Annotated in this window: 12 protein-coding genes; 8 read left to right on the forward strand and 4 right to left on the reverse strand. The window is 72.6% G+C overall.

The window, feature by feature from the left end; genetic code table 11:
* Positions 1 to 62 precede the first annotated feature (62 nt).
* The 3 genes from ABZ098_RS11775 (at position 63) to ABZ098_RS11785 (ending at position 2814) form a co-directional block, all read left to right on the forward strand.
* The gene (locus ABZ098_RS11775; protein WP_356589744.1) at positions 63 to 1187 is read left to right on the forward strand and encodes an aminopeptidase P family protein; all 1125 of its coding nucleotides are present in this window, start codon (positions 63 to 65) and stop codon (positions 1185 to 1187) included.
* Positions 1188 to 1234: 47 nt separating this feature from the next.
* Positions 1235 to 2179, forward strand: a complete 945-nt coding sequence (locus ABZ098_RS11780; protein ID WP_356589746.1) for a phosphotransferase — start codon at positions 1235 to 1237, stop codon at positions 2177 to 2179.
* Positions 2180 to 2280: 101 nt separating this feature from the next.
* On the forward strand, positions 2281 to 2814 hold the full coding sequence (locus tag ABZ098_RS11785; protein WP_356589748.1) for a hypothetical protein: 534 nt from the start codon (positions 2281 to 2283) through the stop codon (positions 2812 to 2814).
* 20 nt (positions 2815 to 2834) lie between these two features.
* Here the strand turns inward: ABZ098_RS11785 and treZ are convergent, their stop codons facing one another.
* Positions 2835 to 4580 carry a malto-oligosyltrehalose trehalohydrolase gene (treZ, locus tag ABZ098_RS11790; RefSeq protein WP_356589750.1) on the reverse strand — a complete coding sequence of 582 codons (1746 nt, stop codon included), beginning with the start codon at positions 4578 to 4580 and terminating at the stop codon, positions 2835 to 2837.
* 173 nt (positions 4581 to 4753) lie between these two features.
* Here treZ and ABZ098_RS11795 point away from each other — a divergent pair, with 173 nt between their 5' ends.
* The 3 genes from ABZ098_RS11795 to ABZ098_RS11805 all read left to right on the forward strand — a co-directional run bounded on the left by ABZ098_RS11795 (position 4754) and on the right by ABZ098_RS11805 (position 7233).
* Positions 4754 to 5305 carry a DUF1707 and FHA domain-containing protein gene (locus ABZ098_RS11795; RefSeq protein WP_007385491.1) on the forward strand — a complete coding sequence of 184 codons (552 nt, stop codon included), beginning with the start codon at positions 4754 to 4756 and terminating at the stop codon, positions 5303 to 5305.
* A 138-nt stretch (positions 5306 to 5443) separates the two neighbouring features.
* Positions 5444 to 6808 carry a M14 family zinc carboxypeptidase gene (locus ABZ098_RS11800; RefSeq protein ID WP_356589752.1) on the forward strand — a complete coding sequence of 455 codons (1365 nt, stop codon included), beginning with the start codon at positions 5444 to 5446 and terminating at the stop codon, positions 6806 to 6808.
* Complete coding sequence (locus ABZ098_RS11805) at positions 6805 to 7233, forward strand: SSI family serine proteinase inhibitor (RefSeq protein ID WP_356589754.1); 429 nt, start codon at positions 6805 to 6807, stop codon at positions 7231 to 7233. Before ABZ098_RS11800 ends, ABZ098_RS11805 begins: the two co-directional genes overlap by 4 nt.
* Positions 7234 to 7260: 27 nt before the next feature.
* On the opposite strand, the gene ABZ098_RS11810 is transcribed toward ABZ098_RS11805, so the two are convergent.
* The 3 genes from ABZ098_RS11810 to glgX form a co-directional block, all read right to left on the reverse strand.
* Positions 7261 to 8511 carry a M14 family zinc carboxypeptidase gene (locus ABZ098_RS11810; RefSeq protein ID WP_356589756.1) on the reverse strand — a complete coding sequence of 417 codons (1251 nt, stop codon included), beginning with the start codon at positions 8509 to 8511 and terminating at the stop codon, positions 7261 to 7263.
* 349 nt (positions 8512 to 8860) lie between these two features.
* Entirely contained in the window at positions 8861 to 11215 is a 2355-nt protein-coding gene (treY, locus tag ABZ098_RS11815) for a malto-oligosyltrehalose synthase (protein ID WP_356589758.1), read from the reverse strand.
* Positions 11216 to 11562: 347 nt separating this feature from the next.
* The gene (glgX, locus tag ABZ098_RS11820) at positions 11563 to 13695 is read right to left on the reverse strand and encodes a glycogen debranching protein GlgX (RefSeq protein WP_356589760.1); all 2133 of its coding nucleotides are present in this window, start codon (positions 13693 to 13695) and stop codon (positions 11563 to 11565) included.
* Positions 13696 to 13890: 195 nt separating this feature from the next.
* On the opposite strand from glgX, the gene ABZ098_RS11825 reads away from it, so the two are divergent.
* On the forward strand, positions 13891 to 14709 hold the full coding sequence (locus ABZ098_RS11825; RefSeq protein WP_356589762.1) for a Tat pathway signal sequence domain protein: 819 nt from the start codon (positions 13891 to 13893) through the stop codon (positions 14707 to 14709).
* A gap of 58 nt (positions 14710 to 14767) precedes the next feature.
* Complete coding sequence (locus ABZ098_RS11830; RefSeq protein ID WP_356589764.1) at positions 14768 to 16087, forward strand: copper amine oxidase; 1320 nt, start codon at positions 14768 to 14770, stop codon at positions 16085 to 16087.
* Positions 16088 to 16158 lie beyond the last annotated feature (71 nt).

Below are 16158 nucleotides of genomic sequence, written 5' to 3' on the forward strand. Positions count from 1 at the left end.
CGCGCCCCTCGCCGTCCGGGCAGGATGCTGCCCAAAGACCATCACCGCCCAGGGAGGCCCGGATGACCGGCACCGCAGCGCCCTTCGCCGCCGACGACTACAGGGCCCGCATGGAGCGCGCGGCACGGTCGGCCGCCGAGGCCGGGCTCGCCGGACTCCTCGTGGCCCCCGGCCCGGACCTGGTGTGGCTCACCGGCTACGCGCCCACCGCCGTCACCGAACGGCTCACCCTGCTGGTCCTCGCCCCCGGACAGGACCCCGTCCTTGTCGTGCCCACCCTGGAGGCCCCGGACGCCGCCAAGGCCGCCGGCGCGAGCGCCCTGACCCTGCGGGACTGGACCGACGGCAAGGACCCCTACGCCGCCACCGCCGCCCTCCTGGACGCCGGCGGCCGGTTCGGCATCAGTGACAACGCCTGGGCCATGCACCTGCTGGGCCTCCAGAGGGCCCTGCCCGGCACGTCGTACGCCTCCCTGACCGACGCCCTGCCGATGCTCCGCGCCGTCAAGGACGCGGCGGAGCTGGAGCTGCTTGCGGCCGCGGGAGCCGCCGCCGACGCGACGTTCGAGGAGATCCGGACGGTCCGCTTCGGCGGCCGCAGGGAGTCGGAGGTGGCCGCCGACCTCGCCGGCCTGCTGCGCCGCTTCGGCCACTCCCAGGTCGACTTCACCATCGTCGCCTCGGGACCGAACGGCGCCAACCCGCACCACGAGGTGGGGGACCGGGTCATCGAACACGGCGACATGGTCGTCCTCGACTTCGGCGGCCTCAAGGACGGCTACGGCTCCGACACCTCCCGCACCGTCCACGTCGGCGAACCGACCGACGAGGAGCGCCGGGTGCACGACCTCGTGCGCGCGGCGCAGGAGGCCGGCTTCCGGGCGGTACGGCCCGGTGTGGCCTGCCAGGAGGTCGACCGGGCCGCCCGCGCGGTCATCGCCGACGCCGGGTACGGCGAGTACTTCATCCACCGCACCGGGCACGGCATCGGCGTCACCACGCACGAACCGCCCTACATGATCGAGGGCGAGGAACAGCCCCTGGTCCCCGGCATGTGCTTCTCCGTGGAGCCCGGCGTCTATCTGCCCGGCCGTTTCGGGGTGCGCATCGAGGACATCGTCACGGTCACCGAGAACGGCGGCCGCAGGCTCAACGACACCACCCGCGAGATGGTCATAGTGGACTGAACAGACACCAGGAGCCCCTCCACCCCTCGAGCGAGTACGGCGCGACCATGACCCAGGCACCGACACCCACCGCGGACACGGTCCGCCGACTGGTCCGTTCCCTGCTCAAGGACAACCCTCCCGACACGGGCGGGCCCGAGGTCCGGCCCGTCGCCGAGGGCGGGCACTCCACCTGGTGGATCGGCACCCGCCATGTCCTGCGCCTCGCCGCCGACCGCGAGGCCGCCACCCGCAGACGCCGTGAACTGCGGCTGCGCGACCTGGTCCGCCCGCACGTGCCGGTCGCGGTGCCGACCAGCGTGGCGCAGGGCGAGTGGGCGCCCGGCCTCACCTACACGCTCGACACCAAGGTGCCCGGCGGCTCGGCGGAGGAGCACGACGTGTCCGCCGTCGGCGAGGCCGACCTGGCGGGCCTGCTCACCGGGCTGCGCGAGGTGCCGGTACGGCAGGCCGAGGCGCTCGGCGTGCCACGCGTCGCCCCGCGATCCCTGGAGGCACTGCGCCGCGAGGCCGGCCGGGCCGCCGAACTCCTGCGCGCGGCCGACGAGTTCGACGCCGCCCGGCTCCAGCAGCTCACCTCGCCGGCCGCGGTCCAGCTCGCCGCGCAGCCCGGCAGCGCGGTCCTGGTGCACCACGCCCTGACCGGCGAACACCTCGTGATCAGTGCCGACGGCCGGGTGCGCGGCGTCCTCGACTGGACCGACACGGTCGTCGGCGACCCGGCCGAGGACATCGCGGGCCTCGCGCTCGCCGTCGGTTCACCGGCCGCCGTCCGCGCCGCGACCCTCGCCGGGTACGGCGCCCGTCCCTGCCTGCGCGGACTGTGGCTCGCCCGCTGCGACACCTTGATCCGCCTCGCCGCGGGGCTGGAGGGCCGTGCCCCCGAGCCCCTGCCCCTCCTGCGGACCCGGGTGCGGCGGGCCTGGGAGGCGATCCTGCTGGAACGCGTCACCGAGCTCCGGGACGAGGAGACGGACGACGCGGGGTTGTAGGCGTCTCCACGGGGTTGTAGTCGTCTCCACCTGCTTTTTTCCACCCTCGCTCCACCCGTGGGCCGAGGCGCGCGACCGGGTCGGTGCCGGATGGTCGAGGCATGACGATCTCCGACTGGCTCATCGACGTGGCGCTCATCCTCGTGGTCTTCCGGCAGCTGCGGGAGGAGAGGCTGAGGCTCCGCACGATCCTGCTGCCCCTGGCGCTGATCGGCTGGGTCGCCGTCACCTACCTGCACGACATCCCCACCGCGGGCAACGACCCGGTGCTGATCGGCGCGTTCGCCGGGACCGGCGTCGCCTTCGGCCTGGCCGGAGGCCTGATCACCCGGGTCCGGTGCGTGGACGGGCACATACGGGTCAGGGCCACCCCGGGCGCGGCGGCGCTGTGGGTGATCAGCATGGGCTTCCGCCTCGGATTCGCGGTCTGGTCCTCCCACCCCTCCGGCATGGAGCACGTGGCCCGTTTCTCCGTCGACCACGACATCACCGGCGGGCAGGCGTGGGTGGCCGCCCTGGTCCTCATGGCCCTCGGCGAGGTCGTCGTCCGGCTCGCGCTCGTCGTCGTCCGCGGTCGCGCCCTCCAGGCCCACGTCCGCCACCAGGGGCGCGGCGCCCTGCCCGTCGCCCCGTGAACCGGAGGTGAGCGATGAGGTCACGCCTGCAGCAGCACCACGCACGACTCCCCGGGCACATGCAGCACCCCGTCCGCGCCCGGCGCGTCCACCGGCTCCCAGGCCGCCAGGACGCGGGCCTCGCGCGGTCCCAGAGGGATGGCCGCCGGCGACTTCGCGAGGTTCACGGCCACCCGGACGTCCCCGCGGCGGAAGGCGAGCCAGCGCTGGTCCGCGTCGTACGCGACCTTGGTGTCGGCGAGGTCGGGGTCGGTGAGGTCCGGCTGCTCGTGTCGCAGCGCGAGGAGCCGGCGGTACCAGGCCAGCACCCGCGCGTGGGGCTCTCGTTCGAGCTCGGACCAGTCCAGGCAGGAGCGGTCGCGGGTCGCCGGGTCCTGAGGGTCGGGCACGTCCTTCTCGGCCCAGCCGTGCTCCGCGAACTCCCGCCGCCTGCCCCGGCGTACGGCCTCGGCGAGCTCGGGGTCGGTGTGGTCGGTGAAGAACTGCCAGGGCGTGCTCGCCGCCCACTCCTCACCCATGAACAGCATGGGGGTGAAGGGCGCGGTCAGCACGAGCGCCGCCGCACAGGCCACCAGGCCGGGGGAGAGGGACGCCGCCAGCCGGTCGCCCTGGGCGCGGTTGCCGACCTGGTCGTGGGTCTGGGAGTAGCCGAGCAGCCGGTGCGCCGCCGCGCGCGTACGGTCCAGCGGGCGCCCGTGGCTGCGGCCGCGGAAGCTGGACCAGGTGCCGTCGTGGAAGTAGCCGCCGGTGAGGGTCTTGGCGAGCGAGGCCAGGGGCGCGCGGGCGAAGTCGGCGTAGTAGCCCTGGGACTCGCCGGTCAGCGCGGTGTGCAGGGCGTGATGGAAGTCATCGTTCCACTGCGCGTGCAGCCCGAGCCCGCCCTGGGCGCGGGGCGTGATGAAGCGCGGGTCGTTCAGGTCGGACTCGGCGATGAGGAACAGCGGTCGTTCCAGTTCGGCGGCGAGAGCGTCGACAGCGGTCGACAGCTCCTCCAGGAAGTGGCACGCGCGCGTGTCGACGAGCGCGTGCACGGCGTCCAGGCGCAGTCCGTCGATCCGGTAGTCCCGCAGCCAGGACAGCGCGCTGCCCAGCAGATACGCGCGCACCTCGTCGGAGCCGGGGGCGTCCAGGTTGACGGCGGAGCCCCAGGGTGTGTGGTGCGTGTCCGTGAAGTACGGGCCGAAGGCGGGCAGGTAGTTGCCCGACGGGCCCAGGTGGTTGTGGACCACGTCCAGGACGACCCCGAGGCCCACCTCGTGCGCCCGGTCGACGAAACGCTTCAGGGCCTCGGGACCGCCGTAGGGCTCGTGCACCGCCCACAGGGAGACGCCCTCGTAACCCCAGCCGTGCCGGCCCGGGAAGGGACACAGGGGCATCAACTCGACGTGGGTGACGCCCAGTTCGACGAGATGGCCGAGACGGGCCGCGGCCGCGTCCAGGGTGCCCTCGGGGGTGTAGGTGCCCACGTGCAGCTCGTAGAGGACCGCTCCCGGCAGCGGGCGGCCCGCCCACGGGGCACGCCAGGCGTACCGCTCGTGCTCGACGACGGCGCTGAGTCCGTCCGGGCCGTCCGGCTGCCGGCGCGAGCGCGGGTCGGGCAGCACGGGGCCGTCGTCCAGCGCGAAGCCGTACCGGGTGCCGTCCCCGGCCTCCGCCTCGCCCCACCACCATCCCGAGCGCTCCGGATCACGCTCCAACGCGTGTGTGGCGCCCTCGCAATGGAGCGTCACACGGCCGGCCTGCGGTGCCCACACCTCGAACTGCACGGACGGTTCCCCTTCGTCTGCTCACCGTGATGTAGCCCGTCCATGGTGCTTCAAACGAGATCAATCCGCTTTGTAACCCTCCCCTTTGCGGCAGGTGTCGTCGGACACGCGTGGGGGGCGGCCGTCGTCTCGTTTTCTGGACACCCGGGGTTCACTGCCCGACAATCACCAACGTGACGTCGTCCTTCGAGTTCAACACGTACCCCGCGCGGCTGTCCGACGCGGAGCGCGACAAGGTGCTGAAGGTGCTCCGTGACGGCGTCGCCATGGGCCGCCTGTCGCACGACACGTTCGTGCGCCGCATGGAACTGGCCCTCATCGCGCGCCGGTCCGACGAACTCGCCGTGCTCACCGCGGACCTGCCCCAGGAGAGCCGCGTCTCCCGGCTGGTGTTCGGCACCGTCGAGGCCGTCTCCGGCTTCACCGTGCGGCTGCGCAGGGCGTGGCAGGCCGAGCGTCTGCCCAAGCTGCTGCTGCCACACCCCGGCAGCGGCCACGCGCTGCGCATCGGCCGCGACCCGGCGAACGGGCTGCGGCTGACCCACGAGACGGTCTCCCGCGTACACGCCGAACTCAGCCGTCAGGGCGGCATGTGGGTCCTGCGCGACCTCGGCTCCACGAACGGCACCACGGTCAACGGTCGGCGGGTCATCGGCGCGGCCGTCGTCCGCGAGGGCGATCAGGTCGGGTTCGGCCGGATGGCCTTCCGGCTCGCGGTCAACTGAGCCCAACCTCACCTCTGGCCTGGGCTTTACGTGTTGTCGCGGTGCAAAACCCTTTCCGCCGCACGGTGTTGACGTACCCCTCAAGTCGTGACTGACTGTGCGTACACCATGCACACCAGGTGAACCGACGGCACCACATTGTGGAGGTGTGCCCTGCCGCCCCTCCTCCGCTACCCGACCGTCGACGAGCTCGGCGCACGGGCCGCGGCGCTCGTCGCCCGCCATCCCGAGGACGCCCGACTGCGCCGCGCCGGCACCTCCCGCGCGGGCCACCCCCTGTGGCTGCTCTCCGTCGGCCACGGCAGCCGCCAGGCCCTCGTCGTCGCAGGGCCGCACGCCAACGAACCCGTGGGCGGCGGCACCGTCCTCAGACTGGCCGAGCGCGCCCTGGCCGACCCCCGGCTCACCGTCGGGGCCGACGCCACCTGGAACCTGCTGCTCTGCCTCGACCCCGACGGCCTGCGCCGCAACGAGGGCTGGCTGCGCGGCCCGTACTCCCTCGGCCGCTACTTCCGCAACTTCTTCCGGCCCGGATTCGGCGAACAGCCCGAGTGGCTGCCCGACGGCGCGGACGCCGCCGCACTGCCGGAGACCCGCACCCTGCTCGCCCTCCAGGACGAACTGCGGCCCTTCCTCCAGTGCTCCCTGCACGGGGTCGACGTCGGCGGCGGCTTCGTCGAACTCACCCGCGACCTGCCCGGCCTCGCCCGGCGCGTCGCCCACACCGCGGCCCGGCTGCGCATCCCGCGCGAGGTCGGCCCGTACGACACCCTCTACTGGCCGTGTCTCGGCCCGGCCGTCTACCGGATCCCGCCGCCCCGCCGCGGTGACCTGGCCGCCGCCATCACGGAGGCCGCCGTCGAGTCGACCTGGTACCACCCGCACCGGCACGGCACCGTGACCGCCGTCGTCGAGGCGCCCATGTGGGGCGTGGCCGCCGTCGAGGACGGCGGCACACCCGCCGACGCGGCCGCCGTGCTGCGCACCGTCAGCCACACGCTGCGCCGCGACGCGCGGCTCCTGGAGGACGTCCTGGCGCGGATCCACCCGCATGTCTCGGCCGCCCCGGACGCGGCCCGGCTGCTCGCCCCGGTCGAGGACTATTTACTGGTCGGCCCCGGACTCGCCGACGCCTGGGACCCCGACGTCACCGACGGCGGCCGCCCGATGCCCCCGCTCACCACAGGGCACCTGGCCGCGCTGCGCATCGCCGGTCGGCGCCTGGCCCTGCGCACGGCCGGACTCCTGCACCAGCTCGTGACCCGCGCGGGCGCCGACCCGGCCGGCGCGCTGCCGGAACTCGACCGGCTCATCGACCTGTGGTGCGCCGACTACCGCGACGGCTGCGGCGCCCGCTGGATCCCGGTCCCGCGCCAGATCGAGTACCAGTCCCGGGTCGTGCTCGCGGCCTTCGAACTCGCCGCGCGGGACGCGCCCGCGTGCTCCCGTTCGGGTGAGCCGGGCTGGGGATCCGAGGCCGCGGTGCCGATGCATCGGGAATGACCAACACCATCACAGCGACAGCGGTACGGCGCGCGGCACACCTGGGTCTGACGGCGGCGGCCGCCCTGCTCCTCGCCGCCGCGGCCCCCGCGACCGCCGCCGGGTCCCAGGCCGGCGGCGACCACCTCTACCTCCTGGTGACCACGGGCGACGCCCGCTCCAGCGACACCCGTGGCACCCTCCTGCTGTGCGACCCGCCCCAGGGTCACGGCCGTGCCGCCGAGGCCTGCGCCCAACTGGACTCCGCCGACGGCGACATCGACGCCCTCCCGCTCGCGGACGTCTACTGCCCGATGCTCTACGCGCCGGTCACCGTCCAGTCCCGCGGGCAGTGGAGCGGCCGGCCGGTCGACTACCGACGGACCTTCTCGAACGGCTGTGTGATGAGGGCGCGGACCGGCGCGGTCTTCGCCCTGGACGGCTGACGTCCACGCGCGCGGGGCAGGGCCGGCTCAGTTCGCCCGCTCACGCGCGTGCAGCGCCACCGTCACGACCGTGCGGGCCTGGTGCTCCACCTGGTGTTCCAACGGCACCCAGCGGGCCCCGAAACGTTCCGCGAAGGACTCGCTCCACACCCTGACGAGCCGTTCGAGTCGTGGGGCCGCGGGGTCGTCGGCCTCCTGGAGGACCCGTAGCAGCATGGCCGCGGCCCGCAGCGGCAGCCGACGGGAGAACGCGTCCACACTGCCGACGTACGCCCTCGTGTCGTCGGCGGGCCGTGTGCGGATCCAGTCCGCGGCCAATCCGGGCACCAGCTCCAGGCCCCAGGTGGCGGCCCGCAGCAGCGGCCCTCCGGCGCCCTCCAGGCGCGGCACCGCGTCCGCCAGCACCCGGTCCACCGCCCGCGACTGCCGCAGCAGCCGCTCCGCCAGCCGCCGCATCGCCGCCGCCGGGGCCGGATGCGGCGCCGGATCGTCCACCAGGTCGCTCGCCCACATCGGTACCTCGACCACCGCGGTAAGGCCCCCGTAGCGGTGCGCGTGGTACCAGGTGCTGAGCCGCGCGTCGTCCGGCATGCTCGGGTACGCCGCCCCCGCGCCCGGTGCCGGCATCACATGCACCCCGGGTCCGGACGCCGGCCAGCCCGCCGCGTCCGAGGCGCCGGTCTCCACCGGGATGTGCAGCTCCGCCGCGGACTTGGCGAACGGCTCGGCGATCCCCGGCACGTCCTTCGTCAACTGCACCCAGCTACCGCCCAGATCGGTGCCGTGCAGGGTCACCTGGACATAGGGCCGCAGTTCGTCGATCAGTCCGGTCAGGGCGCGGGTCTCGGGTGGCAGCCGGTCGGGCGGCAGCATCGCGGGTGCCCACTCCGGCTGCTCCGTCCCGGCCGGGCGGAAGAAGCCGAGGTGGTAGTCGAAGAGACTGCGCGGCGCCGGGGTGACATGGAGACCGGCCCCGTCGGGATCCGCGCACAGCAGGAAGTGCCAGGACGTGTCCGCCCGCAACTGCCGCTCGGCCAGCACCCGTCGGGCCACCGCCAGGGCCGCGGGGCCGCCGGTCGGTTCGTTGGAGTGGGCACCCGCGACCACCAGGACGGCTCTGCGGGCGTCGCCGATCGACAGCACGTGCAGGGGCCGACCCGCGCGCGAGACACCCACCTGCCGCAGCCGGCAGACGCCGGGCCGCAGTGCGGCCAACGCCCGCGCGGACCGGACCAGTTCGGTCACCGTGGGGTAGCGCAGCTCCGGCAGCAGACTCACCCCCGATATGTCCGACCGGCCTCGCAATCCGCAGTACCCCACGGTCTGGTTGAGCTGTCAAGCACGCCATGGGGGAGCCTCCAGGGGGCGCCCGGAAGCATTTACCGGCAGCCACTACGACCGTAGGTGCGAACCGGGTTGTCCGCGCCCCGCCCCAGCGCCCGCGGTGGCGGCCCGGCGTCACCGCTGGCGTCCGCGCCCGGCCGACGTCAGGAACGCCTCACCGACCGGCTCGGACAGTGACCGCCTTCGCGCGCGTGCCGCTCACCGGCGCGGCCGAGACCTCCGTGGACCTCCTGCGGAGGGCCTGACCGCAGACGGCCGCACCTGCCTCTCCCACCGCACCTGGTCAGTCTGCGGCGACCCGCTCCAGCAGCGCCACCGGCGACTCGCCCAGGAGCTCCGCCACGCGCGCGTGCCCGGAGAACTCCCGCTCCGGTACCAGCACATCGCGCCAGACACCCGGCGGCAACGGCAGCACCGTCTCCCGCCAGCCGCCCCCCTCCGTCAGTCGCAGCGACAGCCGGGTCACCGCGGTGAGGACCTCCCCGGAGCGCGCGAACGCCACGCAGTGGGCCGCCGCGGGCCCCTCCGCGGCCAGCGGCGTGTACGCCGCCGCGTCGCCGAAGACCTCCGGCCGGCGTCGGCGCAGCAGCAGCGCCGCGGACGTGAGCGCGCCCTTGTCGCCGGTGTCCTGCGGCGGGAACCGCACGGGCCGCCGGTTGTCCGGGTCCACGAGGGCCAGGTACCGGCTCTCCGTGCCCTGGTACACGTCCGGCACTCCTGGCATCGTCAACTGCACCAGGGCCGTGCCCAGTTCGTTCGCCCGGATGTGCGCTTCGAGGCGAGCGCGCAACGCGGCCACCTGCTCACCCTGCGGCCCGCACGGCCCGGCCGCGACGAACTCCGCCACCGCCTCCTCGTACGCCGGCTCCTGCTCCGTCCAGCTCGTGTACAGCCCCGCCTCGCGCACATGCTTCAGCAGGGCCTCCCGCACCCGCTCCGGAGCCGCGGGGCCGAGCCCGAACACCGTCTGCCAGGCCGCCCACGCCAGTTGCGCGTCCGGTACGCCCTCGCCGGTGCGGGTCACCTCGGCCAGCGTGTCCGCCCACCACTGCGGGCACTCGGTGAGCACGGCCAGGGCCGCGCGCACGTCGGCACTGCGCTTGGTGTCGTGCGTCGACACCACGATCCCCGTCAGCGGCCAGTCGCGCTGCACGCGCGTGCAGTAGGAGTGGAACTCCTCGGGGGAGACCGCCGGAGCCCCGGGGTTCCCGCCCACCTCGGTCGCCGACAGCAGCGGCACATAGCGGTAGAACGCCGTGTCCTCCACGGACTTGGCCCGCAGCGCCGACGCCGTCTGCGCGAACCGGGTCCGGAACTCCACGTGGTCCGGCCCGTCACCGGCCCGCCCCAGCACCAGATCCCGTACGACGTCGACGGCGCCCGCCTCCTCGGGGACCACGAAGGCGAGCCGGGCCTCGGCCGCGGCCTCCTCGGTGACGACGGAGGCGGCGTCCGAGGCCCCGTAGGGCCGGTAGACCTCCATCCGCACCAGCAGTTCCTGGAGCGCGGTGCGCAACGCCCAGGGCGCGCGGTCGCGCAGCGCGGGCTCCGGGGACGTGGCACACACGCGTACCGCCACCCGGGTCAGCCGGTCGGTCTCGGCGGCCAGCTCGTGCGTGATCACCTTGTACGCCGCCCGGCGGGCCGTCGCGGCCCAGTCACCGCCGCGGTCGGTCTGCGGGGCCGCGAACCGCCGGTACTGGCCGAGGAGTTCCCCGAACCCCGCCGGATCCGTGAACAGCCCGTCGATGTGCCTCAGGGCGTCGTACCCCGTCGTCCCCGCCACGGGCCAGGACGCCGGCAGCCGCTCCCCGTCCGCCAGGATCTTCTCCACGACCGTCCAGCGCCCGCCGGTCGCCTCGTGCAGCCGCCGGAGGTAGGTGTCGGGGTCGGCGAGGCCGTCGGGGTGGTCGACCCGCAGCCCGTCCACGACCCCGTCGTGCAGCAGCTGGAGGATCTTGGCGTGGGTGGCCTCGAACACCTCCGGATCCTCGACCCGCACCCCGATCAGCTCCGAGATGCTGAAGAAACGCCGGTAGTTGAGCTCGGTACGGGCAAGCCGCCACCACACCGGTCGGTACCACTGCGCGTCCAGGAGCTGCGGCAACGGAAGTTCCCCGGTGCCCTCGCGGAGCGGGAACACGTGGTCGTAGTAGCGCAGCACCTCGCCGTCCACGGTGAGGTTGCCGAGCTCCGCGCCGACCGGGCCCCCCAGCACCGGCAGCAGCACCTGGCCGTCCTGCGCCTCCCAGTCGATGTCGAACCACCGCGCGTACGGCGACTTCGGGCCCTCCCGCAGGACCTCCCACAGGGCGCGGTTGTGGCGCGGGTCCATCGCCATGTGGTTCGGCACGATGTCCACCACCAGTCCGAGCCCGTGCTCCCGCGCGGTGCGCGACAGCGCTCGCAGCCCGTCCTCGCCGCCCAGTTCCTCGCGTACGCGCGCGTGGTCCACGACGTCGTAGCCGTGCTTCGAACCCGGGACGGACTCCAGGACGGGGGACAGGTGCAGATGCGAGACGCCCAGCGAGGCCAGGTACGGCACGGCCGCCGCCGCGGCCGCGAACGGGAAGTCGGGCTGCAACTGGAGCCGGTACGTGGCCGTCGGCACCGACGGGTCGAGTCGCTCAGGTGTCATGCAGACGTACGTACCCGCCCTGCGGCCTTTCGTGTCACCGGGTGCTCCATGTGCGCGGGACGCGGACCGCGGACGTCGGGACGATCCCGTGCCGTCGTGCCGTCGGGGGAGCCGACGGGCCCGTGCCGTCTCGACGGGACCGTGCCGTGACGACGAAACGGAGCCGTCGCGACGGGACGGGCTCGTCGCGACGGAACGGCCTCGTCCCGACGGCGGCGGCACCAGGGCGACGGCACGACGCTACCGTCCCGTCCCCGCGCCGACGGTGCGCCCGACCTCGTACCCCGGGCGCACCGAAACGGCCCTCCACGCGCGCGTACCCGCACACCGGCAACGAACACGCGCCGCTAGACGGGCCGCCGCAACACCGCCATGCTGCGGTCCACCAGTGTCAGCCGGTCCCCGGCCCGCACCTTCGCCCCCGTGCCCGGCGGCACCCCCTCCGGGCGGGCGGTGTCGACCACGACCTCCCACTGCCGGCCGTGGTTGACCGGGACCACGAAGTCCAGCGTCTTGGGCGAGGCGTTGAACATGAGCAGGAACGAGTCGTCGGTGATCCGCTCCCCGCGGGCGCCGGGCTCGGAGATCGCGTTGCCGTTGAGGAAGACCGTCAGCGCCGAGGCCTGCGCCCGGTCCCAGTCCCGCTGGGTCATCTCCTTGCCCTCGGGAGTGAACCAGGCGATGTCCGACAGCTCGTCGTGGGTGCCCTCCACGGGCCGCCCGTGGAAGAAGCGGCGGCGCCGGAAGACCGGGTGGTCCTTGCGCAGCCACACCATCGCGCGCGTGAAGGCCAGCAACTCGGCGCCGAGCCCCGTGGCCCCGTCGCCGTCCTCCTCCGGCCATCCCACCCAGGCCAGCTCGCTGTCCTGGCAGTAGGCGTTGTTGTTGCCGCGCTGGGTGCGCGCGACCTCGTCGCCATGGCTGATCATCGGCACGCCCTGGGACAGCATCAGCGTGGCGATGAAGTTGCGCATCTGGCGGGCGCGCAGCTCCCGCACCTCGGGGTCGTTGGTCTCGCCCTCGGCCCCGCAGTTCCAGGACCGGTTGTGGCTCTCGCCGTCGCGGTTGTCCTCGCCGTTGGCCTCGTTGTGCTTGTCGTTGTACGAGACGAGGTCGTGCAGGGTGAACCCGTCGTGGCAGGTGACGAAGTTGATCGAGGCCAGCGGGCGCCGGCCGTCGTCCTGGTAGAGGTCGGAGGAACCGGTCAGCCGGGACGCGAACTCCGCCAGCGCGCGCGGCTCGCCCCGCCACAGGTCCCGTACGGTGTCGCGGTACTTGCCGTTCCACTCGGTCCACAGCGGCGGGAAGTTGCCCACCTGGTAGCCGCCCTCGCCGACGTCCCACGGCTCGGCGATCAGCTTCACCTGGGAGACCACCGGGTCCTGCTGCACCAGGTCGAAGAACGACGACAGCCGGTCCACCTCGTGGAACTGCCGGGCCAAAGTGGCCGCGAGGTCGAAGCGGAAACCGTCGACGTGCATCTCGGTGACCCAGTACCTGAGCGAGTCCATGATCAGCTGGAGGACGTGCGGGGACCGCATCAGCAGGGAGTTCCCGGTGCCCGTGGTGTCCATGTAGTACCGCTGGTCGTCGGTCAGGCGGTAGTACTGCGGGTTGTCGAGCCCCTTGAAGGACAGCGTCGGGCCCAGGTGGTTGCCCTCGGCGGTGTGGTTGTAGACGACGTCGAGGATCACCTCGATCCCGGCCTCGTGCAGCGCCCTGACCGCCGACTTGAACTCCAGGACCTGCTGACCCCGGTCGCCCCAGGAGGCGTACGCGTTGTGCGGGGCGAAGAAACCGATCGTGTTGTAGCCCCAGTAATTGTTCAGGCCCATGTCGACCAGGCGGTGATCGTTCACGAACTGGTGGACCGGCATCAGCTCCAGGGTGGTGACGCCGAGCTCCACCAGGTGCTCGATGATCGCGGGGTGCGCGAGCGCGGCGTAGGTGCCGCGCAGCTCCTCGGGCAGCCCCGGGTGCCGCATGGTGAGGCCCTTGACATGGGCCTCGTAGATCACCGTCTCGTGGTACCCGATCCGCGGCCGCCGGTCGTCGCCCCAGTCGAAGTACGGGTTGACCACGACCGACGTCATGGTGTGCGGCGCCGAGTCGAGGTCGTTGCGCTTGTCGGGCGAGTCGAAGTGGTAGCCGTACACCTCCTCGCCCCAGCGGATCGAACCGCTGATCGCGCGCGCGTACGGGTCGAGCAGCAGCTTCGACGAGTTGCAGCGCAGGCCGCGTTCGGGGGCGTACGGACCGTGCGCGCGGAAGCCGTAGCGCTGCCCGGGCATCACGCCGGGCAGATACGCGTGCCGGACGAACGCGTCGCTCTCCCGCAGTTCCACCGCCGTTTCCGAGCCGTCGTCGTGCAGCAGACACAGCTCTACTCGGTCCGCGGCCTCGGTGAAGACCGCGAAATTGGTACCGGCGCCGTCGTACGTGGCACCGAGTGGATACGCCTCTCCAGGCCAGACCTGCATGAAACGACTCTTTCAGCTCTCCCGCGCCGCGTGTGGCGGCTTGGCCCCGAGTGTCCCCGAAAGTGATGGAACCACCTATGACTTACGTCCCTCTTACCGATCGACCGGTGCACAGGACGATCACAGGATCGTCCTGAGCCGAACCTTTTGGGGCAGACACGTACTCCCGGAGTACCCGGGGAGTAGGGGGAAGATGTGCGCAAGATAGTGCACCGCCACCTCGGGAAGGTGGTGGCAGGTGCGGCGATCGCGGTGGCCGGGACCGCCGTGATGGTCGGGATCACCCTGCCGGGTACGGCGGGGGCGGACGACACGGGAGGCGGGAAGGCCGCCTCGGGACAGTCCGCGGCGCAGGCCGGACAGGGCGCGGACGGGGCCGTCGCGCCCGGGGTCGTCGAAAAGGCGCCGGCCGCCGAGGGCGAGAAGGGCAAGGGCCGCGACCCGCTCACGGACGACGAGATCGAGCGGGTCGAGCGGATCGCCGTGAACCCGCAGATGATGAAGGCCGGTGAGGACGTCGAGGGCGACCGCGGCCCCGAACGGCTCACCGTGGACCTCGCCGACCCCGAGGCCGGCGAACTGGACGACCCGAACGCCCCCCGGCGGGCGAACGTGACGTTCTACGACTACCGGGACGACTCCCTCGTCACCAGGACCGTCGACCTCGACAGCGGCAAGGTCGTCGCGACCGGCACCCAGCACGGCGTCCAGCCGCCGCTGAGCGGCGCCGAGTACGCGGAGGCCGCGAGCCTGCTGATCGGCGACCCGCTCGGCGCGGACCTGAAGGCCGACTACAAGGACGCCACCGACAAGGAGCTCACCGACGCCAACCAGCTCCTGCTCACCGGCGCCGTGTACCGGGCCGTCCCGGGCGGACAGCCCGCCGCGCTCGACAAGTGCGGTGAGCACCGCTGCGTGCGGCTGTTCCCCAAGGTGAAGAACGGCCCCTGGATCGATGCCAGGGCCTTCGTGATCGATCTGAGCGCCCGCAAGGTCGCCAAGCTCGAGAGCTGATCCGCCCCCCTCCGTCCACTTTTCCTACCTGCTCCTTCCGCAAGGGAGTCATTTCTTCATGCGTGTCAACAGAATCAGCCGCGCGCGCAGGCACGCGGCCCTCGGCGTGTCCGTGGCCGCGCTGGCCGCCGGTGTCACGACCGGTGCGGGACCGGCCGCCGCTCAGCCCAGGGCCGCCGCCGCGGCCGCGGCGGAGTGCAGCAGCGCCTACAAGATCGAGCAGAAGCTCTCCAGCGGCACGACCTGGCGGATGTGCTGGCGCTACGACAGCAAGGCCGGAATGGTCCTGGAGGACATCTCCTACCAGCCCAAGGGCGAGGCCGCGCCGATCAAGGTCCTCAACAGCGCGCGGCTCGGCCAGATCCACGTCCCCTACGACGACGGCAGCGTCGAGTACGACGACCTGACCGGCTTCGGCTTCGCGCAGGGCCTGATGAACCTGGACCCGGGCGAGTGCCCCGGCGGCACCATCAAGAGCGTCAAGGTCCCCGACTCGTGGGACCCGGACCGCGAGAACGTCAACGGCCTGTGCACCACGACCCGTTCCCGCGGCCACGCCTACCGCATGCAGGGCGACAGCGCGAACAAGGTCTACCAGGCCCAGGGCAAGGACCTGCTCGTCTACTCGGTCAACCAGGTCGGCTGGTACGAGTACATGACCGAGTGGCGCTTCTCGGACGACGGCACCATCAGCATGAACCTCGGCGCGACCGGCAGCCTCTCCTACGAGGACTACGACGCCGGCGACGGCCGCGGCTGGCCCATCGGCAAGGGCCCCCGCGCCCAGGCCACCAGCCACAGCCACAACGCCTTCTGGCGCCTGGACTTCGCCCTCGACGGCTCCTCCAAGAACCGTGTCGAGCAGTACGACTCGACGGTCACCGCGGCCGCCCAGGGCCAGCAGGCCGCGACCGTCAAGACCACCCGCACGCCGGTCACCAAGGAACTCGCCGGCGACTCCAAGAGCTACCGCTGGTGGCGCATGGTCAGCGCGGTCGGCAAGAACAAGGACTGGCACCCGCGGTCGTACGAGATCGTCCCCGGTCCCAGCACCAAGTACCCGGGCCGCTCCTTCACCAAGCACGACGTGTACGTCACCGAGTACAACCCGTGCGAGCAGTTCGCCAGCAACAACACCGGCGACTGCGGGGCCGGAGCGGGCAAGTCCGTCGACAAGTGGGTCAACGGCCAGTCCCTCACGCACCCGGTGGTCTGGATGAACGTGGGCTTCCACCACATCGCCCGGGACGAGGACCAGCAGCCCATGCCCGTCCACTGGCAGGGATTCTCCATCGCCCCCAGGGACGTCACGGCTATGAATCCGCTCACGCCGGCCGAGCTCGCCGGGCAGAACGGTCACTGGGAATGGGGTAGTTGAGATTGACCCTGTCCATCCGGCTGCACCGCCGACCGCTCCCGGAGTACCCTTCCTTGATCGTTGGCAAGGGG

This window comes from Streptomyces sp. NPDC006335 (assembly GCF_040612795.1).
Classification (GTDB): Bacteria; Actinomycetota; Actinomycetes; order Streptomycetales; family Streptomycetaceae; genus Streptomyces.

Coding starts and splice junctions, on each gene's coding strand:
- ABZ098_RS11775 (WP_356589744.1), top strand. CDS start 63: ATGACCGGCACCGCAGCGCCCTTCGCCGCCGACGACTACAGGGCCCGC.
- ABZ098_RS11780 (WP_356589746.1), top strand. CDS start 1,235: ATGACCCAGGCACCGACACCCACCGCGGACACGGTCCGCCGACTGGTC.
- ABZ098_RS11785 (WP_356589748.1), top strand. CDS start 2,281: ATGACGATCTCCGACTGGCTCATCGACGTGGCGCTCATCCTCGTGGTC.
- ABZ098_RS11805 (WP_356589754.1), top strand. CDS start 6,805: ATGACCAACACCATCACAGCGACAGCGGTACGGCGCGCGGCACACCTG.
- treY (WP_356589758.1), bottom strand. CDS start 11,215: ATGACACCTGAGCGACTCGACCCGTCGGTGCCGACGGCCACGTACCGG.
- glgX (WP_356589760.1), bottom strand. CDS start 13,695: ATGCAGGTCTGGCCTGGAGAGGCGTATCCACTCGGTGCCACGTACGAC.
- ABZ098_RS11830 (WP_356589764.1), top strand. CDS start 14,768: ATGCGTGTCAACAGAATCAGCCGCGCGCGCAGGCACGCGGCCCTCGGC.